At 40.7% G+C, this 22156-nt stretch carries 20 protein-coding genes and 1 riboswitch; of the genes, 9 read left to right on the top strand and 11 right to left on the bottom strand.

Translation table 11 applies throughout. The features are described from left to right. The first annotated feature begins 211 nt into the window (after positions 1-211). The 5 genes from cecR (at position 212) to P3L56_RS05885 (ending at position 6058) form a co-directional block, all read left to right on the top strand. Complete coding sequence (gene cecR / locus P3L56_RS05905; protein ID WP_173424819.1) at positions 212-910, top strand: transcriptional regulator CecR; 699 nt, start codon at positions 212-214, stop codon at positions 908-910. 151 nt (positions 911-1061) lie between these two features. Continuing rightward, positions 1062-2057, top strand: a complete 996-nt coding sequence (hlyD, locus tag P3L56_RS05900) for a secretion protein HlyD (protein ID WP_042846595.1) — start codon at positions 1062-1064, stop codon at positions 2055-2057. A 9-nt stretch (positions 2058-2066) separates the two neighbouring features. Next, positions 2067-3806, top strand: coding sequence for an ATP-binding cassette domain-containing protein (locus P3L56_RS05895; RefSeq protein WP_048606502.1), 1740 nt, complete (start codon positions 2067-2069; stop codon positions 3804-3806). Further along, on the top strand, positions 3803-4942 hold the full coding sequence (locus P3L56_RS05890) for an ABC transporter permease (RefSeq protein ID WP_042846597.1): 1140 nt from the start codon (positions 3803-3805) through the stop codon (positions 4940-4942). Before P3L56_RS05895 ends, P3L56_RS05890 begins: the two co-directional genes overlap by 4 nt. Positions 4943-4951: 9 nt before the next feature. Next, positions 4952-6058 carry an ABC transporter permease gene (locus P3L56_RS05885; RefSeq protein WP_042846598.1) on the top strand — a complete coding sequence of 369 codons (1107 nt, stop codon included), beginning with the start codon at positions 4952-4954 and terminating at the stop codon, positions 6056-6058. Between the two features lie 208 nt (positions 6059-6266). Here P3L56_RS05885 and P3L56_RS05880 read toward each other — a convergent pair whose 3' ends face one another. From P3L56_RS05880 to moaA, 5 genes are all read right to left on the bottom strand, one after another. Further along, positions 6267-6974, bottom strand: a complete 708-nt coding sequence (locus P3L56_RS05880; protein WP_048606499.1) for a Bax inhibitor-1/YccA family protein — start codon at positions 6972-6974, stop codon at positions 6267-6269. Positions 6975-7108: 134 nt separating this feature from the next. After that, the gene (gene moaE / locus P3L56_RS05875; protein WP_042846600.1) at positions 7109-7561 is read right to left on the bottom strand and encodes a molybdopterin synthase catalytic subunit MoaE; all 453 of its coding nucleotides are present in this window, start codon (positions 7559-7561) and stop codon (positions 7109-7111) included. 1 nt (position 7562) lies between these two features. Then, positions 7563-7808, bottom strand: coding sequence for a molybdopterin synthase sulfur carrier subunit (gene moaD / locus P3L56_RS05870; protein ID WP_042846601.1), 246 nt, complete (start codon positions 7806-7808; stop codon positions 7563-7565). Continuing rightward, on the bottom strand, positions 7808-8284 hold the full coding sequence (gene moaC / locus P3L56_RS05865) for a cyclic pyranopterin monophosphate synthase MoaC (RefSeq protein WP_042846602.1): 477 nt from the start codon (positions 8282-8284) through the stop codon (positions 7808-7810). The genes moaD and moaC overlap by 1 nt, the downstream gene beginning before the upstream one ends. A 24-nt stretch (positions 8285-8308) precedes the next feature. Continuing rightward, positions 8309-9289, bottom strand: coding sequence for a GTP 3',8-cyclase MoaA (gene moaA / locus P3L56_RS05860; protein ID WP_042846603.1), 981 nt, complete (start codon positions 9287-9289; stop codon positions 8309-8311). After that, positions 9279-9418: riboswitch (molybdenum cofactor riboswitch) on the bottom strand. Its footprint overlaps the gene before it by 11 nt. 651 nt (positions 9419-10069) lie before the next feature. On the opposite strand from moaA, the gene P3L56_RS05855 reads away from it, so the two are divergent. The 3 genes from P3L56_RS05855 to glsA all read left to right on the top strand — a co-directional run bounded on the left by P3L56_RS05855 (position 10070) and on the right by glsA (position 13078). Further along, on the top strand, positions 10070-10978 hold the full coding sequence (locus tag P3L56_RS05855) for a uridine diphosphate-N-acetylglucosamine-binding protein YvcK (RefSeq protein WP_042846604.1): 909 nt from the start codon (positions 10070-10072) through the stop codon (positions 10976-10978). A 188-nt stretch (positions 10979-11166) separates the two neighbouring features. Then, positions 11167-12099: an AEC family transporter gene (locus P3L56_RS05850; RefSeq protein WP_129466766.1), complete on the top strand. Its 933-nt coding sequence runs from the start codon at positions 11167-11169 to the stop codon at positions 12097-12099. A gap of 43 nt (positions 12100-12142) precedes the next feature. After that, positions 12143-13078, top strand: coding sequence for a glutaminase A (glsA, locus tag P3L56_RS05845; RefSeq protein WP_048606494.1), 936 nt, complete (start codon positions 12143-12145; stop codon positions 13076-13078). A gap of 82 nt (positions 13079-13160) precedes the next feature. Here the strand turns inward: glsA and uvrB are convergent, their stop codons facing one another. The 5 genes from uvrB to bioB form a co-directional block, all read right to left on the bottom strand. Next, positions 13161-15179: an excinuclease ABC subunit UvrB gene (uvrB, locus tag P3L56_RS05840; RefSeq protein WP_048606492.1), complete on the bottom strand. Its 2019-nt coding sequence runs from the start codon at positions 15177-15179 to the stop codon at positions 13161-13163. A gap of 628 nt (positions 15180-15807) precedes the next feature. Continuing rightward, positions 15808-16488 carry a dethiobiotin synthase gene (gene bioD / locus P3L56_RS05835; protein ID WP_210831615.1) on the bottom strand — a complete coding sequence of 227 codons (681 nt, stop codon included), beginning with the start codon at positions 16486-16488 and terminating at the stop codon, positions 15808-15810. Further along, on the bottom strand, positions 16481-17266 hold the full coding sequence (gene bioC, locus P3L56_RS05830) for a malonyl-ACP O-methyltransferase BioC (RefSeq protein ID WP_129466769.1): 786 nt from the start codon (positions 17264-17266) through the stop codon (positions 16481-16483). Before bioC ends, bioD begins: the two co-directional genes overlap by 8 nt. Further along, a complete protein-coding gene (gene bioF, locus P3L56_RS05825) occupies positions 17244-18401 on the bottom strand; it encodes an 8-amino-7-oxononanoate synthase (protein ID WP_129466770.1) in 1158 nt (385 codons plus the stop codon). The genes bioC and bioF overlap by 23 nt, the downstream gene beginning before the upstream one ends. Continuing rightward, positions 18401-19438: a biotin synthase BioB gene (gene bioB / locus P3L56_RS05820; protein ID WP_198861182.1), complete on the bottom strand. Its 1038-nt coding sequence runs from the start codon at positions 19436-19438 to the stop codon at positions 18401-18403. The genes bioF and bioB overlap by 1 nt, the downstream gene beginning before the upstream one ends. Before the next feature lie 92 nt (positions 19439-19530). On the opposite strand from bioB, the gene bioA reads away from it, so the two are divergent. Next, entirely contained in the window at positions 19531-20799 is a 1269-nt protein-coding gene (gene bioA / locus P3L56_RS05815) for an adenosylmethionine--8-amino-7-oxononanoate transaminase (RefSeq protein WP_198861181.1), read from the top strand. A gap of 180 nt (positions 20800-20979) precedes the next feature. On the opposite strand, the gene pgl is transcribed toward bioA, so the two are convergent. Then, complete coding sequence (gene pgl / locus P3L56_RS05810; protein ID WP_042846613.1) at positions 20980-21966, bottom strand: 6-phosphogluconolactonase; 987 nt, start codon at positions 21964-21966, stop codon at positions 20980-20982. Positions 21967-22156: the final 190 nt, after the last annotated feature.

The raw sequence follows: 22156 nt of genomic DNA, 5'->3' as shown, positions 1-22156 counted from the left end.
GCGCAAACTGCCGTGCGACATCACCAAATTCTAACATTATTTGCAGATGATAAATATATTAATTTAGTTTGGTTAATAAATTAATATAAAATCCCCCCTATATAGTATATATACTTACACAATACTATGAGATGTCGTTTTTTGTCCCTTATAAACATAAAAGCCAATTAAGAGCTTATTGGGTGTTATTTAATTCTGATTTTTAAAAGGAATGTTTATGAATACAGGTTCATCGCAAACTTTGCGGGGAGAAAACGCAAAAACACAACTGCTGCACACAGCTGCTGATGTCTATGGAGAGCAAGGCCTTGATGGCGCAACAACACGGAAAATTGCACAAGCTTCAGGGCAAAATATCGCCGCAATATCTTACTATTTTGGTTCAAAAGAAGGGCTTTACTTAGCCGTTGCCCACCTTATAGCCAAAAATATCAAAGATGATTTCAGTGATGTTTTCTTGGCAATTGATCAATTTTTAGAAAAACCGATAGCAACTCAAAAACCTGAGGATGCTTTAGATTTACTGCAACGGACTGTAATTGCGTATAACTATTTTCAACTCGAAAAGAAAAATTTGAGTTTTTCGCGTATATTAGCGCGCGAACAGCTCAATCCAACTGAAGCATATACCATCATTCATGAACATGCTTTAGGCCCAATACACTCACGATTAAACCGGCTTATCGCCCTCTATATTGGTGCAGACCCCAACCATTTAACGACGCTTATCCACACCCATGCTATTCTTGGTGAAACCCTGTCATTTCGCATTGCACGGGAAACATTGTTACGGCAAACGGGTTGGAAACATATCAATGAAAATGAATTTGAAATTATTAATCAAGTTCTTATTGAGCATACTAATATACTTTTAGCTGGTTTACGTCATCGCAAACAACATGAAAAGTGATATCATTAATTAAAGTGAAATATTCACGTTGATTATCACTAGAGGCTGATGATTTTCGCCGTCTTTCAAACAGAAACCGAGCATCAAAAATCAACAGCCTCTAACACCAATATCCGTTTTTCATATCACAGGCTCTTAAGTAAGGTTAGCTATGAACAATAAAAACCGTTCCGCAGTTGTTCTAATTATTGTCATATTAATCGGTATTGCCGCTGGAGGTTATTACTATTACCAATCTCAGCAAGAGAATACATTGACACTCTATGGTAATGTTGATGTTAGAACCGTTAACCTTAGTTTCCGTGTACCTGGAAAACTGGCGTCTTTAAATGTCGATGAGGGTGCACACGTTGTTGCAGGGGATAAACTAGGTCAACTTGATGATGCCCCTTATATCAATGCATTAAATAAAGCTAAAGGGGTACGTGATAGCGCGAAGGCTCAGTTAGCATTAAAAGAAAGTGGTTACCGTACTCAAGAAATTGCTCAAGTTGAAGCTGAAGTCGCACAGAAACAAGCCGCTTGGCAATATGCGGATAATTTTTATAAGCGCCAGCAAGGGCTAGCAGCTTCACGCGTTATTTCAGCCAATGAGCTAGATAATGCAAAAAATAATCGCAATCAAGCTTTTGCCGCACTCCAAGCCGCACAAGATAAACTCAATCAATATCAAAGTGGTTTTCGCCAAGAAGAAATAGCCGCCGCAAGGGGCGAATGGTTGCAGGCTGAAGCTGCTGTTGCACAAGCTGAATTGGACTTACAAGATACTCTTTTAACCGCCCCCTCCACCGGTACAATATTAACTAGGGCTATTGAGCCTGGCACTATCATTAATTCAGGCAATACCGTATTTAGCGTGACACTCACAAACCCTGTTTGGGTCAGAGCCTATGTCAGTGAACCCCATCTTGGTGAGGCAGTACCGGGCAAAGAAGTACTTTTACGTACTGATAGCCGGCCAGATAAGCCTTACCACGGTACCATTGGTTTTGTCTCGCCGACCGCCGAATTTACCCCTAAAAGTGTACAGACACCTGATTTAAGAACTGATTTAGTCTATCGGCTACGCATTGTTGTCAATGATGCAGATGAGGCATTACGTCAAGGAATGCCTGTAACCATTCAATTCACTGATCATAAGCAATAAGAGTTTGCAATGAGTGATAATTACAGTATTCACCTAGTCAATGTCGAAAAAACGTTTGTTGGCCTTAGCGCCCCTGCGGTTGAAAGCTTAACAATCGATATTCATGGTGGCTCTGTGACAGGTCTTGTTGGCCCTGATGGCGCAGGTAAAACCACATTAATGCGAATGCTTGCCGGCTTATTAAAACCAGACTCGGGGAAAATTCGAGTTATGGGGCTTGACCCCATTGAAGACAGTATCGCGATGCGTGCAAGTCTTGGTTATATGCCACAAAAATTTGGGCTATATGAAGACTTAACAGTCCAAGAAAATTTGGACTTATATGCTGACCTTAGAGGCATAGTGGGTGAAGAACGCATATCTACTTATCGGCAATTACTTTCTTTTACGAGCCTAGCCCCTTTTACTAAAAGGTTGGCGGGTAAACTTTCTGGCGGAATGAAACAAAAGCTCGGTTTAGCTTGTACATTATTAGGTAAACCTAAAGTGCTGCTATTAGACGAACCGGGGGTTGGTGTAGACCCAATCGCACGACGCGAGTTATGGCAAATGGTGCATACCCTTGCAGATGACGGTATGTTAATCCTTTGGAGCACATCATATTTAGATGAAGCCCAACAATGTAAAAATGTACTGCTTTTAAATAAAGGAAAGCAGCTTTACTCTGGCGCACCTGAAGTATTAACCCAAAAAATGGCTGGGCGTTCCTATTTACTTGATGCCCCAGCTAACCAAAAACGCACAGTGCTACAAAATGCGCTCGTATTACCCGAAACCACCGATGGAGTCATCCAAGGCCGTTATATTCGCCTAATTTTAAAGCCTAACGCATCCCAAGCAAATTTATTAGCAGCTTTAGATATGAGCGATAAAAAGCTGATTGAGGCACAACCCCGCTTTGAAGATGCTTTTATTGATTTGCTTGGTGGCGGGCCATCCCATCGTTCCGAATTAGCGGCTATCGTGCCACAAATACCTGCTAACCCGCAGGAAACTGTTATAGAAGCTCGTAATTTAACAAAAAAATTTGGTCAATTTGCGGCAACAGATAGGGTCAACTTTCAGGTCAAACGAGGGGAAATTTTTGGGTTACTAGGGCCTAATGGTGCAGGTAAATCGACAACATTTAAAATGATGTGTGCTTTAATGAAGCCAACCGATGGCCAAGCATTGGTACTGGGTATGGACTTAAAAACGAGTTCAAATAAAGTTAGGCAACATCTTGGCTATATGGCTCAAAAATTTTCACTATATGGCAATTTAAAAGTTGGGCAAAACCTAAAGTTTTTCTCTGGTGTTTATGGTTTACATCACAAACAACAATCAAGCAAAATTCAAGAAATGGTCGATGCTTTCAATTTTACTCCCATAATTAATCAGGTCACAGACTCTCTTCCCTTGGGTTACAAGCAACGTTTAGCACTGGCCTGCTCGTTAATGCATGAACCTGATATTTTATTTTTAGATGAACCGACTTCAGGTGTTGACCCGTTAACCCGTAGGGAATTTTGGTTACATATTAATGGTATGGTTGATAAAGGCGTCACAGTCATGGTCACCACACACTTTATGGATGAAGCAGAATACTGCGATAGAATTGGGCTGGTTTATCATGGCAAAATTATTGCTGCGGGTACCCCCGACGAGCTAAAACAACAAGTTGTGACTAACGATAACCCAGACCCATCGATGGAAGATGCGTTTATTGGTTTGATCAACCGTTATGATAAACAGCAGGAGGCTCAATGACTCAATCAGCTTCCCATTTTTCATGGCGTAGGCTCAAAGCGCTATGTTGGAAAGAAACTAAACAAATTGTCCGTGACCCAAGCAGTGCATTAATCGCTGTTGTTATCCCACTAATGTTATTGTTTATTTTCGGTTATGGTATCAATCTAGATTCAAGTAAATTACGCGTTGGTATTTTGCTTGAGCAGCAAACCCCACAAGCACGTGAATTAGTCGATACCTTTACAGGCTCGCCATTTATTGATGCAACTATTAGTAATAATAGAAACTTTTTGATAGACAAAATGCAAGCTGGTGAGATCCGCGGCATTGTCGTGATCCCTGTTAATTTTTCAGCACAATTATTGCAAGCACAAGGCCATGCGGCTATCCAAGTTATTACCGATGGTAGTGAGCCAAATACCGCGAATTTTGTGCAAGCATATACCAAAGGTATTTGGCATACATGGCAGATGCAACAAGGGGAAAACCAAGGTAAACCCATTTCCCCCTTGATTGAGGTCGATATGCGTTATTGGTTTAATGAGGCGGCCATTAGTCAGCATTTTATTATCCCAGGGGCAATCAGCATTATCATTACTGTTGTCGGGGCTATTTTAACCTCGCTAGTCATTGCTAGGGAGTGGGAACGTGGCACAATGGAAGCGTTACTTTCTACTCAAATTACTAAAACTGAATTATTACTTTCAAAATTACTGCCATACCAAGTGCTTGGCTCATTTGTGATGGTTTTATGCATGTTTGTCACCACTTTTGTGTTAGGTGTGCCTTATCGAGGTTCATTACTGGTGTTATTTGTGATCACCAGTCTTTATCTTGCAACCGCACTTGGAATGGGCTTATTAATTTCTACCATCACTCGTAATCAATTCAATGCTGCTATGGTGGCTCTAAATGCCGCATTCTTACCTGCAATAATGTTATCTGGTTTTATTTTTGAAATTGATAGCATGCCAGCAATCATTCAGGTAGTGACTTATTTTATCCCAGCTCGCTATTTTGTCAGTAGTTTACAAACACTATTTCTTGCTGGGGATGTCTACCTCGTTTTACTGACCGATTTTCTGTTGTTAATCGCATCAGCCATCTTATTTATTGGCTTAACGGCGCTTAAAACCCGTCGTCGTCTTGATTGAGGTGTCACTATGTTTTATCGCTTATACACCTTAATTATGAAAGAACTTCAATCATTACTTCAAGAACCACAGACGCGGATGATTTTGATTTTACCTGTGGTTTTTCAGATGATTTTATTTCCCTTGGCTGCCACATTAGAAGTCACTAATACCACGATTGCTATTTTTGACCAAGACAGTGGTAAACACTCTATAGAACTAACCCAACGGCTCGCCAAAGCCAGTGCTTTTTCTCATATTTTATTAGTGAAAAATGAGAAAGAGGTTCGCAAAGTACTTGATAACCGCCAAGCACTACTCGTCGTTCGTTTTAGCCAAAACTTTAGTGCTGATATTGCGACACAACAAAATGCCAATATGTTATTACTGCTTGATGGACGTAATTCAAATAGTGCGCAAATTGCTGCAAACTATGTTGAACAAATTGTGATGCAATACCAACAAGAATTGGCACAAACACAGGTCTCCCTCAATAACAGTGAATTAGTTGTCCGTAATTGGTATAACCCTAATTTGGATTATAAATGGTTTATCGTTCCATCATTAGTTGCTCTGATAACCACTATTGGCGTTTTGATTGTAACATCGCTGTCAATTGCAAGAGAACGCGAACAAGGAACCCTCGACCAACTATTAGTTTCCCCACTAACAACTTGGCAAATATTTATCGGTAAAGCGGTCCCTGCTTTGATTGTGGCTACCGCGCAAGCAACCCTAGTACTTGTCATTGGTATTTTTTGCTATCAAATTCCGTTTGCTGGCTCCCTGCTGCTATTTTATGCCACCATGTTATTTTATGGCTTGTCATTGGTCGGGTTTGGGCTATTAATTTCGGCATTATGTTCAACGCAACAGCAAGCATTCATTGGTGTATTCGTGTTTATGATGCCAGCAGTCTTGTTGTCAGGGTATATTTCCCCAGTTGAAAATATGCCAATTTGGCTACAAGAAATAACGTGGATTAACCCTATTCGCCATTTCACAGAAATAACCAAGCAAATCTACCTTAAAGATGCAGATTTCTCCGTAGTTTTTCATAGCCTTTGGCCATTATTTATCATTGCGATAATCACCAGTTCAGCGGCTTATTATTTATTTAGGAAAAAAATAGCGTGATCATAAAGATATAACATTACGTTTTAGAAGCACAATTGAACATGCTAGAGACACCAATAACGCCTTGAATTACAAACAAACTAATAATATTCAAATCATATTTTACGATAGTATTTAGATCAAAAAACCCTTGCTACTCAAAGTAACAAGGGTTTTGAATTTTTACGGCTAAAGCGACCACATGTTAACTAATGGATAGAAACATGAATTATCGACGGTCACCGAAGATACGCAGTAACATTAAGAACAGGTTAATGAAGTCTAAATACAGAGATAATGCACCCATAATAGAGTACTTACGCATGGTTTCCCTGTCATCTTCATCAATTTGTGAACCCATTTCTTTCAGTTTTTGAGTGTCATATGCGGTTAACGCAGCAAACAGTAGCACACCACCGTAAGTGATCACCCAATACATCATTGTGCTTTGCAGCCAGATGTTAACTAAAGAAGCAACAACGATACCAATTAGAGCCATAAACAGGAAGTTACCCATCCCAGTTAAGCTACGTTTAGTGGTATAGCCGTAGAAGCTTAATGCACCGAACATCACTGCGGTAATTACAAACGTACCCGCGACGGATTCGCCCGTATAAGCAGCGAGGATCACTGAAATAGTTAAACCCGTTAGCAGTGAATAAAGCATAAACATGCCCGTCGCTGCCATTCCGCTAATTTTTTGCAGTAAGAATGATATCCCCATGACCAAACCAAGTTCAGCGATAATCATTCCAAAAAACAATATTTTATTCGTTGCAATGGTGTAATACAAACCACTGCTTACTGAATACCACGCAACAAATGCTGTCAGCAATAGACCGACTGTCATCCAGCCGTATACTTGCGACATAAATGCCTGAACGCCTGTATTGGCCCTCTGGACAAGAGAATCATTACGTTGATCAAACTGACCCATGATGGTTACCCTTTCGCTAAAAGAAAAATCGACCCAGTAAAAATACTGCAATCGGACAAAATTAACCAAAGTCTAACACATTATTTTGACAATACCATTCGGCAAATTCGTATTTTTTAGGGAAAAAAATGCGATTACCAACGGTTTGCAGACGTTTCATCGCTCTCTTTCGCTTCCACCCAGCGCTCGTTTTCTGGCAAGGTTTCTTTTTTCCAAAATGGGGCTTTTGTTTTTAAATAATCCATTATAAATTCAGCAGCTTGAAATGCAGCATTACGATGAGCACTGGTGACGCCAACAAACACGATTTCGTCTCCCGGTTGCAGTGTACCAATACGGTGGATAACACTGACCCTTTGGAGTGGCCAACGGCCTCTCGCCTCAGTGACGATGTTTGTTAAGGCTTTTTCAGTCATGCCAGGATAGTGCTCTAAAGTTAAGGCAGCTACACTGTCCCCTAAATTATGGTTACGAACCTTGCCTGTAAAGGTCACCACCGCGCCATCACTATCACATTCAGCAAGCCATTGATATTGTTCGCCAACACTAAAGTTATCTGTCTGTACTGCGATATGGGTATTTTCCATTTTATCCCCCTGTGACTGGAGGAAAAAATGCCACTTCATCGTTATCAGTAAGCGGATGAGTAAACGGAACAAACGATTGATTAACAGCCGCCAGTAACTTGCCATCCTCAAGTGCCAATGCCCAGCGTTCACCTTTTTGAGAGAGCGCGTAGCGTAAATCTTCAACCGTCTGATAGTGTTCAGTAATGTCTAAACAGTCTACCCCCACTAACTCACGTACTTGCGCAAAAAATAAAACTTTAATCATCATTCCACCTTAAAATGTCCAGACTTCCCGCCTGTTTTTTCTAATAAGCGAACAGGGCCGATGACCATGTCTTTTTGTACAGCTTTACACATGTCATAAATAGTCAGTGCCGCTACCGAAGCGGCGGTTAACGCTTCCATTTCCACACCCGTTTTACCTGTTAAACGACAGCATGTCTCAATACGAACACGGTTATATTGCTGCTCTGCAGTAAGTGTCACTTCGACTTTAGTGAGTAATAATGGGTGACACAAAGGAATAAGCTGCCAAGTATTTTTTGCAGCTTGAATACCTGCGATACGTGCCGTAGCAAACACATCCCCTTTGTGATGGCTTCCATCAACAATCATCGATAACGTTTCGGGGTTCATCGTGACATAAGCTTCAGCACGAGCTTCGCGGATAGTTTCAGTTTTTGCAGAAACATCAACCATATGCGCCTCGCCCGACGCATTGAGGTGAGTCAGTTGGGACATATTTTCTCCTGAAATCTAAAAGGGTTAACCGCCAATAACAGATAAATTTGGTGTAATGCCGCTATCACCCATATGTAGGAAATGAGTTTCACGTTTATGGTGTAACCCACGCTGTATGCGGGCTTTTAGGTCTTCATTTTGGCTATCATCTGCCAACAAATCCCGTAGAGGAACACCATTTTCACCGAATAAACATAAATGTAAATTTCCTAGTGAGGAAACACGTAGGCGGTTACAACTTTGACAAAAATCTTTTTCATACGGCATGATAAGCCCAATTTCACCTTGGTAATCAGGGTGACTAAAGACTTGAGCTGGGCCATCGCTACGAGAGCGAGGCAACATATACCAGCCCTCTTCAATCAAGCGAGCACGAACCGTTTCACCGGAAACATGGTAACGTTGGAAGATATCGCTGCCATCCCCCGTTTCCATTAACTCAATAAAACGTAATTGAATTGGGCGATGTTTAATCCAATTTAGAAATGATTTCAACGCAATATCATTGATATTTTTCATCAGTACGGCATTCACTTTGACTTTCTCAAAGCCTGCTTCAAAAGCAGCATCAATGCCTTTCATCACTTGGAAAAATTTATCTTGCCCTGTAATTGCAGCAAATTGACGAGGATCGAGACTATCGACGCTGACATTAATCGCGTTCAGACCAGCCTCTCTCCATGTTTGTACATCCCTCGCCATGCGGTAACCATTAGTCGTCACCGCTATTTTTTTGATGGCGTCATTTTCATTAATTGCGGCAATAATGTCGCTGAAATCTTTACGCATTGTTGGCTCACCACCAGTAATACGCACTTTTTCCGTTCCCAGTTCAGCAAATGCTGTACTGATGCGACGTATTTCATCTAGTGTTAGAAATTCATGGCGGCCACTGGGTTTATAGCCATCAGGTAGGCAGTATGTGCAACGAAAATTGCAAACATCTGTTATAGAAAGCCGAAGATAGTAAAATTTCCGGTCATATTGATCGACGAGTTGTTGCATAATCACACCTTTCCAAATACGGGAGATGCAGACATTTCTATCTTACACCCTGGTGGCTGTATGCCACGGCCAGTGCATCATATTTGTTTATGCAAACTTAGACGCAAAGGCTAGGAGTTTTATTTGGAACTTAGCCGCTGATTTTGAAAAATAAAATTAGCCACTCTGTTCACTTAATTTCTGTATGGATTCTAGCTGATAGAAATTGAAAAAGCGAATCAGAATTCGATATATATTATATTATACAGCGACTTACATAAGATGAGGTAATTGATTCGAAGCCATTATTATTACTGATAATTTTTTGTTTTGAGCTATAACAATGAATACAATTTCTCATAAAATGATTAACACACCTTATTATTTAATTAAACATTTATTGATGTAGATCTAAAATAAGAGCCCAGTTCGCCATTAAACCAGTGTAAACAAAACTCACACGGCCATTTAATTGCAATTCAATACCTCAAATGCAGTTGCAATTATGTTATGACTCCCAATACCGAAGCCTATCATTTCCAGTTTAGTACGATTTATAGCAAGATTATCTGGTGTATTTTTCCGCATTAAGCACACTTCAATACGGAATGTTCTCTTTTATTGTTTTTTATCACAGTACTTAAGCTAAGAATGATGTTTTATGATAGATTAATGCCCAATTTATTTAGAACCCTTTTTAAGTGCAGCATAAAAAATAGCAGTGGCATATCGGATGAATTTTGCCGTTGTAAACGATTTGGTTATTTTTTGGTGCTAAAAATTAATTGATATAGGAACACTATGCCGAATTGCAGTCTGGCGGATCTCAGGCATGTTGTCGCTCTCGGTGGCGGGCATGGGCTTGGTCGCGTGATGTCTTCTCTTTCCTCTTTAGGTTCTCGTTTAACCGGCATCGTTACCACCACTGATAATGGCGGTTCTACGGGTCGAATTCGTCGGTCTGAAGGTGGGATCGCTTGGGGAGATATGCGTAACTGTTTGAACCAATTGATCACTGAGCCTTCAATTGCTTCTGCCATGTTTGAATATCGTTTTAGTGGTAATGGTGAGCTATCTGGCCATAACTTAGGTAATTTGATGCTAAAGTCATTAGATCATCTGAGCGTGCGACCTTTGGAAGCCATTAATCTCATCCGTAATATGCTAAAAGTCGATGCGCAGTTAATCCCGATGTCAGAATCGCCTGTTGACTTAATGGCTGTTGATGAGATGGGTAATGAGGTTTACGGTGAAGTGAATGTCGATGCCCTGAGTGAAGTCCCGAAAGAACTTCGTTTATATCCAACAGTCAAAGCGACAGGCGAAGCTTTAGAGGCTATTCACCAAGCTGATTTGATCATCATCGGCCCCGGTAGTTTTTTTACAAGCCTGATGCCACTCTTATTGTTAGAAGAAATTGCAAGTGCATTGCATGAATGTAAAGCACCAATGATTTATATTGGTAACTTAGCAAAAGAAATAAGCTCCCCTGCCGCTAACCTTTCTTTACCTGAAAAGTTACAAATGATGGAGCATTATATTGGCTGTAAAAAAATCGATGCATTGATCCTTGGGCCACGCACGCAAATAGATAATATTAGTGGAGAGCGTAAAATCATCCAACGTGTTCTTGAGGCAGATGACATCCCTTATCGTCACGATAGAAAACTACTATTACAAGCCATTGAGGCTGCCATCCAATTAATTTAATTAAGCATTTAAGAATTTAGTTCCTCTTTTTAAGGAGGAATTAAATTCTATTCCTAAAAACTTCGTAATTATTTTTCTCTTTTCCAAGGTTTTCATCTATATTATTAATATATGATTTTATAAAGATAACTTTTTAATATTTATGACTAGCAAAATGTGGTTCCATATAATGCCATTGAGGAACGTAAATGCTAAATGATTATTCAAACATTTTAATTCTTTTTCTGATTGTTGGGATAGGATTTATTTTAGGTAAAATAAAGTGGTTCAATGAAAATAGTAATAGTGCAATGACAAAGTTATTACTTAATATCACATTGCCTATAACGCTCATTTTATCTATCACTACTGACTTTTCAAAAAAAGAATTTTTAACATTAATTCCAGCTATTATACTCCCATTTAGCACTATTTTACTGTTAATGTTAATTTCCTTTATAGTTGCTATTATAATGAAGATCCCAAGGGGAGAACATGGCTTATTTATTGGCCTTTGCTCGATGAGTAGCACTGTTTTTTTTGGTATTCCAATCACAATGGCCGTTTATGGTTCCCATCAATTACCTTATGCATTAATGACATACATAGCACAAACCATTATCTACTGGACATTAGGCATCTATTTACTTAAGAATGATAATAATACCGAAAAATTTAACGTTATAGATACAATAAAAAATATTTTCACACCGCCTCTAATCGCATTTATTATTGGTGTATTTCTATTATTAACTCATATAAAGATACCCAGTTTATTAACATCTTTTTTTGACTATTTAAATGGCATGACTTCACCTCTCGCAATGCTGATTATTGGGGTCATCATTTATCTTACTGGCTTAAAAACATTAAAAATAACCATACCTATTATAGTGATTATTATTTTTAGGTTTATTGTTACACCTTTAGTTGTTTTATTACTTGGCCATTTATTGAATATGCCAATAATGATGATAAAAGTCACAATACTAGTCTGTTCACTACCTATTCCAAATACGACTGTTATCTTAGCAAATAAATATAAAGCCGATATAACACTTGCAACACAAGCTTTAACATTTTCTATTCTTACTTATTTATTATATATCCCTGTTATTTTATATTTTATCCATACAATATAACTGAGCTTAATAATTAACTTATATTTATTAAGGAATAACACTTATGCTAGATCTAAAAAAAATGCGCGTTACTGTCGAAGATATTTACCAAGAATTCCGCCATGATACGGAAGGAGCAAATGCAGACTATATTCCATTTTTAGCCAAAATTGATAGTCAACTTTGCGCATTAGCCGTGGTGACGGCTCAAGGGGATATTATTTCAGCAGGTGATACCCAATACCGTTTTGCTATTGAATCGATTTCTAAGGTGTGTACGCTCGCCTTAGCACTCGAAGACTTTAGCCCTGATGTAATTCAAGAAAAGTTAGGGGCATCTGCGACAGGGTTGCCTTTTAATTCTGTGATGGCATTGGAATTACATGGAGATAAACCTTTGTCCCCCTTAGTCAATGCAGGTGCAATTTCAGCGGCAAGTATTATTAAAGCGCAATCAATAGATGAGCGCTGGCAACGTATTTTAGAGATGCAACGAAAATTAGGCTCTAAAGAGATTACTATTTCTGAGGAATTAAACCAGTCCGAACAAGCGACTAATTTTCATAATCGTGGAATTGCTTGGCTATTATATGCCGCTGGCTACCTTTATTGCGATACAATGGAAGCTTGTGATGTATATACTCGTCAGTGCTCAACACTTATTACCACGGTAGAATTAGCCACTATGGGTGCAACTATTGCAACCGGTGGGAAAAACCCAATAACCAAAGAGCAAGTCCTTAACCCTGATAACTGCCCGAAAATACTCGCTGAAATGACCATGGAAGGGATGTACGACAGTTCAGGCAATTGGGCCTATAACGTTGGGCTACCTAGCAAAAGCGGAGTCGGAGGCGGTATATTAACGATAATACCTGGAGTGATGGCAATTGCGGCATTTTCTCCACCTTTAGACCCAATAGGAAACAGCGTTAGAGGGCAAAAGATGGTCGCAAAACTCGCCAAAAGTTTAGGCTATAATTTATACAAATGCCGTTAGCCTATAATACCCCGCCTTGATTGAACAGCCCCGCTGCCAATAAGCGGCGGGGTAATCTTAACAAATTGTTTTTAATCAATATTTATGAGTTAGCAATAAACTGAGAGCGTATCGCTTGCAGTTCATCTCGCACCCTTGCCGCAGCTTCAAACTCCAAATCTTGCGCGTGTTTATACATTTGGGCTTCGAGTTGCGAAATGCGTTGTTCCAACTGTTTTGTCGACATAGATTGCACATCAGCCATAACATCATTTTTGATGTTATCTTTGGCTCGATTCTTGCCCTTGCCCCCCACTTTGTGACCAATTTGCAAGATATCGCCGACTTTCTTATTAAGCCCCTGTGGAGTAATGCCATGCTCTTCATTGAAAGCCATTTGTTTAGCGCGGCGGCGTTCCGTTTCGGCAATCGCTTTTTGCATTGAATTTGTGACCCTATCGCCATACAGAATAGCTTTACCATTCAAGTTACGGGCGGCACGGCCAATAGTCTGAATCAATGAACGCTCTGACCGCAAGAACCCTTCTTTATCTGCATCCAGAATAGCGACAAGAGACACCTCAGGCATATCGAGGCCTTCTCTTAATAAGTTAATACCAACCAACACATCAAACTCACCAAGACGCAAGTCGCGAATAATTTCAACACGCTCAACTGTATCGATATCAGAATGGAGATAACGTACTCGCTCGCCATGTTCCTCAAGATATTCGGTTAAATCCTCTGCCATCCGTTTTGTTAGCGTAGTGACTAACACCCGCTCATTTTTCTGTACACGAATACGAATTTCAGAAATTAAATCATCAACTTGAGTTGCAACAGGACGAACTTCAATTATTGGGTCAAGTAACCCAGTTGGGCGAACAACCTGTTCGATAACCTCATGACCAGATTTATCAAGCTCATAGTTACCTGGTGTTGCAGAGACATAGATTGTTTGAGGTGCCAGTGCTTCAAACTCTTCAAAGCGCATTGGCCGGTTATCCAATGCGGAAGGTAGACGAAAACCATATTCAACCAGAGTTTCTTTTCTCGAACGGTCACCTTTATACATCGCCCCAATTTGCGGGATAGTAACGTGAGACTCATCAACCACTAATAAACCGTCAGCAGGGAGGTAATCAAATAAGGTTGGAGGGGCTTCACCCGGTGCTCGCCCTGACAAATAACGTGAATAGTTTTCAATCCCTGAGCAATAACCGAGCTCATTCATCATTTCTAAATCATACTGAGTGCGTTGAGTTAACCGCTGCTCTTCTACTAATTTGTGGTTTTCCAATAGAACTTTACGTCTATCAACTAACTCAACTTTTATCTGTTCCATCGCTTCAAGAATACGTTCTCTCGGCGTAACATAGTGCGTTTTAGGATAGACGGTGAAACGAGGAACACGGTGTTGGATTTGACCGGTAAGTGGGTCAAACAAGGATAACCTTTCGACTTCGTCATCAAATAATTCAACACGTAAAGCATATTCATCTGATTCAGCTGGGAATATATCAATAACTTCACCGCGTACACGGAACGTACCACGGGTAAAGGCTTGGTCATTACGTGTATATTGTAGATCTGCCAAGCGACGGAGAATCGACCGTTGATCAATAATCATACCGTCCGTCAAATGCAACATCATTTTTAAATAGCTATCGGGGTCACCTAACCCATAAATAGCAGATACCGAAGCGACAACAATGACGTCTCGACGTTCAAGTAAAGCCTTAGTCGCAGACAAACGCATTTGCTCAATATGTTCGTTAACAGAGGCATCTTTCTCAATAAAGGTATCCGAGCTTGGTACATAAGCTTCAGGCTGATAATAATCATAGTAAGAAACGAAGTACTCAACCGCATTTTCAGGAAAAAACGCTTTCATTTCACTGTAAAGCTGAGCCGCTAAGGTTTTATTATGCGCCATCAACATGGTTGGTCGATTTTCTTTTGCGATGACGTTAGCTATCGTAAAGGTTTTCCCCGAACCTGTTACCCCTAATAGGGTTTGATGAGCGAGACCATCTTGTAGCCCTTCCCTTAATTTTCGAATAGCTTCAGGCTGGTCCCCCCCCGGTTGGAAATCAGAATGCAGTTTAAAATCCTTACTCATATTAACGCCCCTTAGCTTATCTCTTGCGTTATAATACTGGATAAAAAACCAGCTTCAAGCCCTGAGATGAAATTTTCTGTAATTAACCATTCCAATAAGTTTATAAAAATGTTATCCCCAAAAAAGTACTTGACCTTTTCTAAACTTTATATTTTATGCTATTGCCTTTTTGCGCCCTATGTTAAATACAAATTGAAGGCTTGATTTTATTTAACCAATTGAATTTAAAATAAATTAATTTCGAGTCCAGATTCACATCAAATAAAGGCAAAGCCGCTTGTCACCTAGCATAGAACTTGTTTTATAACGTTAATACACAAGGTTATCCACAGAAATAGTGGATAACTCTTGAAGCCCTTAGGGCTCATGCTTTCACGCAATATCTAAAATTTGTTAAATGATAGCTAAATGACAATAAGATGGCAGTTCGATGAAAAAATTTTTACGTAGTATCCGCTACGAAAAAGGGATTTTATCTTTTTTACGAAGATCCAGCAGGTATCTCAGGTGAAAAACTTGACAAAATTTAGGTTGATCACGTTAAAAAGATCGCCAATATAATTAACAATTATTACAGCCCACTATCGCTTTCTATATAGGGGCTGATTCATCATTTTAAAATGTTTGATCAAGATGTTAGTAAAGAAAGATCTAAAAACTGCCCCAATGAGCAGCCCATTATATCTTTGCGATGCGGGATCACACCTAAGCAAGGTGCTTTAATCATATGTTTAAGTGTCTCTAAATACTGTTTTTGGTAATCCCCAGGGGTTTCTACCTCATTAGCAACCCAACCAACCACTGATAAGTCTGAAGCGATAATCGCTTTCATCGTTAATAATGCATGGTTAATACAACCTAACTTAACGCCCACCACTAGAATCACTGGTAATTGCTGTTCGATAACCCAATCAGCGTAAGTCTGTTCATGGGATAACGGTGTATACCAACCACCAGCACCTTCAACTAATACCCAATCCGCTTGCGATTGTAGATGCTGTAAGCCTTTATTGATCACTGAAAATTCGATCGGTTGCTGCAATTTATCACTAATTATATGCGGGGATGTTGGTGCTTCAAATACAATCGGATTAACTGCGCTATAAGGTAATGTTAACCCGCTATTTGCTTGCAATAGTAATGCATCACTATTTCGTAAACCATGTGGTGTAATTTCACTGCCTGATGCAACTGGCTTGTAACCTGCTGTTTTAACACCTTGGCAATTTGCAGACTGCAATAAAGCACAGCTTACGACCGTTTTACCAACTTCGGTATCCGTTCCTGTTACAAAATACGTTTTAGTCACGATAAAGTACCCCAAATACCGTATAATAAGTTAAAGGTAACCCTTGTTCTGTTATCGGATATACAGCCGCAAGCTGTTTTAGGCGCTGGCGTGTCATTAACCCCGTTTTGCGCCCAGCGGTTAAATGAGTTGCCCCTATCCCTTTTAATGAATGAAGTAACTCTGTAATTCCAGAAAAATACAATGTATCTTTTTGAATAGTTAGCTGATTTCTCCATCTTTGGCAGCTATTGCGCATTTGCTGAACTCCCAAAAACACATTAACATGAGGAGCATCATCTAATGCTTTCCAAGCGCTCGATAATTCACTTAATGAATGTTCTCCCAGTGTGGTAAATACCACTATTCCCCCACGTTTAGTCACACGGTATAATTCGCTTAATGCTTGAGTGATATCTTGGCACCATTGGAGTGCTAAATTGGAAAACACGACATCAACACTTTGATCCGCTAATGGGATCGTTTCTATATCTGCACAGATATAATGATCCGCAGCACACTTCCCTTCTGCAACATCTAACATCCCTACAGAAATATCTAACGCTGTGACTTGGTAACCTTGAGCTGTAAGTTTTTGACTGAAATACCCCGTGCCACACCCCGCATCCAACACCCGTAATGGCGCTGAATGTGGCATTAATGCTAATTCGGATGTCAGTTGCTTCAACAGCTGTTCTCCTGTTGCTTGCTGGTAGCTAGCAACAGAATCGTAATTTTTCGCAGCGCGGCCAAAAGCAGCCGCTATTTTATGCTTTTCACGACATAGAGACGAAATCATCTAAAGTCTCCAATAATTGATCAATATCTTGACGTCTATGGGCGGCACTTAATGTGATCCGTAGCCTAGCACTTCCCACTGGCACTGTGGGTGGGCGGACCCCGTGAACCCAAATATTTCTATTACGCAAAAAATTTGCGAGTTGTTGGCTAGCTTGGTTATCACCAACAATTAATGGTTGGATAGCCGTCTTTGAGTCGGCTAGTTTCATCCCATTGAAATTCGCATTATTTCTAAAGTATTCGATATGTTGGTTAAGATTAAAACGTGCTTCATCTGCTTGCTTGATTTGTTGCATCGCCGATAAAATGGCAACGGCCTGTGCAGGCGGCATTGACGTGCTATAAATTAAGTGGCGTGCAGATTGCACCAAAAAGTCAGCGGTTTGCTGGCCACAAAGTATTGCTGCCCCACTTAAACCGAATGCTTTACCAAACGTCACCACTAAAATTTCAGGCTTAACTCCCTGCTCAAAGCAGCTTCCACGTCCTTGCTCACCTTTAACTCCAATCCCATGAGCATCATCAACCATCAGCCAAGCTTTGTGTTTTGTGGCGATTTGTTGTAATTGTCGCAAAGGCGCACTATCGCCATCCATGCTGAATACCCCTTCAGTGACAGCAAGAGTTTTCCCTGTAATAGGCTTAGTGATTAGATGTTCTAGAGATGATGTATTATTATGATGAAAGCGACGTAATTTAGCCCCTGAATGCATCGAAGCTTCGATGATTGAAGCATGACTTAATTTATCTGCTAAAATACGGTCGTTTTGTGTCATCAACGCCGTGATCACCGCATGGTTGGCAGCAAAACCCGAAATAAACAACAATGCCTTTGAATACCCCAACCACTCAGCAAGTGCCGTTTCGAGCTCATCATGTGCTTTGGTGTAACCAGTAATATGACCTGAGCCACCGCTACCGACCCCATATTGATTTGCTCCTCTTTGCCAAGCTGCAACAACCTTAGGATGGTGAGTTAACCCTAAATAGTCATTGGATGAGAAGTTAAGATATTCTTTGTCTGCCAGATAAAGTGACCGGCCATCAGCCCGGTCAATACATTGACGTTGCCGCCAGATCGACGCTTGTTTACGCTGTTCAATCTGTTCTTCGATGAATGATTGCCAAGACATTATACAACAGCGTTATAAAATTGTGGGTTATCTGCGGTTAGCAACGTTTCGGCTAGTTTAGCCGCTTGCTGGTTATCTCCCTCATCCGTTTCAATTCGCTCTGGGTTAATGTTTAGTTTGTTAAACAATGCGAGGTCTTTGTTCTCGTCTGGGTTAGGCGTTGTCAGTAATTTACAGCCGTAAAATACTGAGTTCGCTCCAGCCATAAAACACAGCGCTTGAGTCTGCTCATTCATATACTCTCGACCAGCAGAAAGCCTCACATAGGAGGTTGGCATCATGATCCGAGCCACTGCGATCGTGCGTATAAAATCAAAGGCATCAACATCTTCATTATCCGCCATCGGCGTCCCTTCGACTTTCATCAGCATATTGATGGGAACACTTTCTGGGGGCTTTGGTAAATTGGCAAGTTGCACTAAGAGTGCAGCACGATCACTCACTTTTTCCCCTAACCCTAAAATCCCGCCTGAACACACCTTGATACCCGCATCACGCACATTTTCTAAAGTATCTAAACGGTCTTGGTATGTACGTGTTGTAATAATATTGCCGTAATATTCAGGAGAAGTATCAAGGTTATGATTGTAATAATCCAAGCCCGCTTCTGCTAAACGCTGGGCTTGGGTATTATCAATCATTCCAAGTGTCATACAGGTTTCCATCCCTAACGATTTAACCTCTTTAACCATCATTTCAAGATAAGGCATATCCCGTTCTTTAGGGTTACGCCATGCAGCCCCCATACAAAAACGCGTTGAGCCTGCTTGCTTCGCTTTCTTAGCTGATTCTAAAACTTGTTGTACTTCCATTAAACGCTCAGTTTCTAGCCCCGTTTTATAACGAGCACTTTGAGCACAATATTTACAATCTTCGGGACAAGCCCCTGTTTTAATTGATAGAAGCGTACTCACTTGCACTTGTTGGGGATCAAAATTTTGCCGATGAATTTGCTGCGCTTGAAATAACAAGTCAAAAAAAGGTATTGAAAACAGTTCATTAGCTTGTTTTATTGTCCACTGTTTTAATTGGCTCACGGGAACTCTCCAGTTGAAAAAGTTGTTGCCAGTTTAAATATTGCGATTATCATGTCAACTAAAATGATCATAAAAAGTTGACGAAGATAAAAATGAACAATGCTGATATTACTTTTGATGCCAAACATATTTGGCATCCTTACACATCAATGAGCCAACCCATTCCAGCCTATCCCATTATGGAAGCGCGAGGAGTCGAACTCGTGATGCCTGATGGAAAAAGATTGATTGACGGCATGTCTTCATGGTGGGCTGCAATCCATGGCTATAATCACCCTGAACTCAACCAAGCTGTTACCACTCAGTTGAGCAAAATGTCTCATGTCATGTTTGGGGGGATCACTCACCCACCAGCAGTAAATCTATGCAAACAATTAGTGGCTATCACTCCTGAACCACTGGAATGCATATTTCTCGCTGATTCAGGCTCTGTCGCAGTTGAAGTGGCACTAAAAATGGCACTGCAATATTGGCAAGCCAAAGGCGAAAAACGCCAGCGAATTTTGACATTACGCCACGGATATCACGGTGATACCTTTGGTGCTATGGCCGTTTGTGACCCAGATAATTCCATGCATGGACTGTACAAGGGGTATTTGCCCCCCCACGTGTTTGTGGAAGCTCCACAATGTGGTTTTAATGATGAATGGAACCCCGCAGATTTACATCCACTCGAAGCACAATTAGCAGAAAATAGCCATGAAATTGCTGCGATCATCCTAGAACCCATTGTTCAAGGTGCTGGGGGAATGCGCATCTATCACCCTGCCTATTTAAAAGGCGTACGTGATTTATGCGACCATTATGGCCTCTTACTAATAGCAGATGAAATTGCGACAGGATTTGGCCGCACCGGTAAACTATTTGCCTGTCAACACGCAAATATCTCACCTGATATTATGTGTATCGGCAAAGCATTAACTGGGGGTTATATGACGCTATCAGCAACCCTGACAACTCGCCATGTCGCCGAAACCATAAGCAATGGCGAGGCTGGTTGTTTTATGCATGGACCAACATTTATGGGCAACCCCCTTGCCTGTGCGGTTGCAGATGCAAACCTATCACTATTGCTCAATAGCCCGTGGCAACAAACCATCGCCAATATTGAGCTACAACTCAAAGCTGAATTAATGCCTTTGCGCTCTCACCCTAGCGTCGCAGATATACGCGTCCTCGGTGCCATCGGCGTTATTGAAATGAAGCAGCCAGTGGATACAGCGGCATTACAAAAGGTATTTGTTGAAAATGGCGTTTGGGTTCGCCCGTTCGGCAAACTGATTTATGTGATGCCACCGTATATCATCACTCCCGAGCAACTCAGTAAAGTGACGAATACGATGGCAAAAGTGTTGGGATAACACAATAAATTCAATGATAATCGAAGTGATCCTTACTGAGTTTTTAATTAGATAATCTTCTAAATACTTCGAGTTATAGCAAGGCGGCAATCGAGGGTATCTTGGGGAGCATACATCAGTATGTGACCCAAAAGTAGCCGAGTGAAGCCAACACCGCTATAGCTCGAAGTATGACGAAGATTAAAGGATGACTGAAATAACCCACATAGGGCCTTTCCCAACCGCATACCTTCCTATTTGCGTTAGTTTCCCTGTAATTGGGTCAATTTCAGAAACTGAAATATGGTCTGACTTTTGCCCACTGGAAATTAAAAAGCGGCCGGTGTTATCAATATTAAAACCTCTTGGATGCGCTTCTGTCGGGTAACGCGCTTCCAAAGTGAGTTCGCAGCCATCATCAGAAATAAGATAGTGGCTAATATAGCTTTCTGACCGTTCACTGGCATACAAATGGCGGCCATCAGGCGTCACATGGATATCAGCGGCCCAACGCTGGCTTTCATTTCCTGCAGGATAGTTTGCTAATGTTTGCATGGTGCGATAACGGGTAAACTTACGGTAAACACCAATGGTTGAGTCTAACTCATTGATACAGTAGATCACTTTCTCACTAGGGTGGAATGCAAGGTGACGAGGCCCTGACTGCGGTGCTGTCGTAATTTGATCCGCGGTCGCTTCAGTTAGATAGCCATTTTCTTGCAAATCAAACAGGCGAATATGATCTTCCCCTAAGCACGGCACCCAAAGCTGTTGATTATCAGTATCAACATGAGATGAATGAGGGTTACGCAACCCTTCAATAACCTGAACAACTTGGCTTGGAATGCCCTCTTTATTGATCGTCAATACAGATAAATTGTGTTGATGATAAGAAGGAACAAAGAGATATTTGCCATTGTTATCAAGTGATAAATGAACCGGTGTACCTGGAATGGATGTTTCCGCTTTTAAACGTAATGTGCCCTTTGGCTCAATTTCATAGGTCACAACACGAAAATTTGGGCGAACACCGATATAAAGGTGTTTTTTATCATGGCTTAATACCATTGGTTGTACCTGACCCGGTGTTTTTACTGTCTGTAAAAGCGTGAGTTCCCCAACTTCGTTCATCGACCATACGTGGATCTGCTGGCTTTCGGGGCTGGCAATATAAACAACCTGATTCATTCTGACTCCTTAATTCATGACAAAATACTAAACAGCATCTATAGTCCACTACATTGGCTTAACTATACCCTATATTAAGTAAATTGCTGCGAGTAAATAGCACCACCGTTTCAGCCAAAAGGATCGATAATAATGGTACTAAAACGGTTCAGTTAACGCTATGATGATAAAACATACTAAGCTAATTATT

The organism is Providencia sp. PROV024, assembly GCF_032709665.1.
Lineage (GTDB): Bacteria > Pseudomonadota > Gammaproteobacteria > Enterobacterales > Enterobacteriaceae > Providencia > Providencia huashanensis.
Note: the sequence above shows the minus strand (reverse complement) of the source record. Positions and strands in the feature narration are given on the sequence as shown.

Coding starts and splice junctions, on each gene's coding strand:
- cecR (WP_173424819.1), top strand. CDS start 212: ATGTTTATGAATACAGGTTCATCGCAAACTTTGCGGGGAGAAAACGCA.
- hlyD (WP_042846595.1), top strand. CDS start 1,062: ATGAACAATAAAAACCGTTCCGCAGTTGTTCTAATTATTGTCATATTA.
- P3L56_RS05895 (WP_048606502.1), top strand. CDS start 2,067: ATGAGTGATAATTACAGTATTCACCTAGTCAATGTCGAAAAAACGTTT.
- P3L56_RS05890 (WP_042846597.1), top strand. CDS start 3,803: ATGACTCAATCAGCTTCCCATTTTTCATGGCGTAGGCTCAAAGCGCTA.
- P3L56_RS05885 (WP_042846598.1), top strand. CDS start 4,952: ATGTTTTATCGCTTATACACCTTAATTATGAAAGAACTTCAATCATTA.
- P3L56_RS05880 (WP_048606499.1), bottom strand. CDS start 6,974: ATGGGTCAGTTTGATCAACGTAATGATTCTCTTGTCCAGAGGGCCAAT.
- moaE (WP_042846600.1), bottom strand. CDS start 7,561: ATGGAAAATACCCATATCGCAGTACAGACAGATAACTTTAGTGTTGGC.
- moaD (WP_042846601.1), bottom strand. CDS start 7,808: ATGATTAAAGTTTTATTTTTTGCGCAAGTACGTGAGTTAGTGGGGGTA.
- moaC (WP_042846602.1), bottom strand. CDS start 8,284: ATGTCCCAACTGACTCACCTCAATGCGTCGGGCGAGGCGCATATGGTT.
- moaA (WP_042846603.1), bottom strand. CDS start 9,289: ATGCAACAACTCGTCGATCAATATGACCGGAAATTTTACTATCTTCGG.
- P3L56_RS05855 (WP_042846604.1), top strand. CDS start 10,070: ATGCCGAATTGCAGTCTGGCGGATCTCAGGCATGTTGTCGCTCTCGGT.
- P3L56_RS05850 (WP_129466766.1), top strand. CDS start 11,167: ATGCTAAATGATTATTCAAACATTTTAATTCTTTTTCTGATTGTTGGG.
- glsA (WP_048606494.1), top strand. CDS start 12,143: ATGCTAGATCTAAAAAAAATGCGCGTTACTGTCGAAGATATTTACCAA.
- uvrB (WP_048606492.1), bottom strand. CDS start 15,179: ATGAGTAAGGATTTTAAACTGCATTCTGATTTCCAACCGGGGGGGGAC.
- bioC (WP_129466769.1), bottom strand. CDS start 17,266: ATGATTTCGTCTCTATGTCGTGAAAAGCATAAAATAGCGGCTGCTTTT.
- bioF (WP_129466770.1), bottom strand. CDS start 18,401: ATGTCTTGGCAATCATTCATCGAAGAACAGATTGAACAGCGTAAACAA.
- bioA (WP_198861181.1), top strand. CDS start 19,531: ATGAACAATGCTGATATTACTTTTGATGCCAAACATATTTGGCATCCT.
- pgl (WP_042846613.1), bottom strand. CDS start 21,966: ATGAATCAGGTTGTTTATATTGCCAGCCCCGAAAGCCAGCAGATCCAC.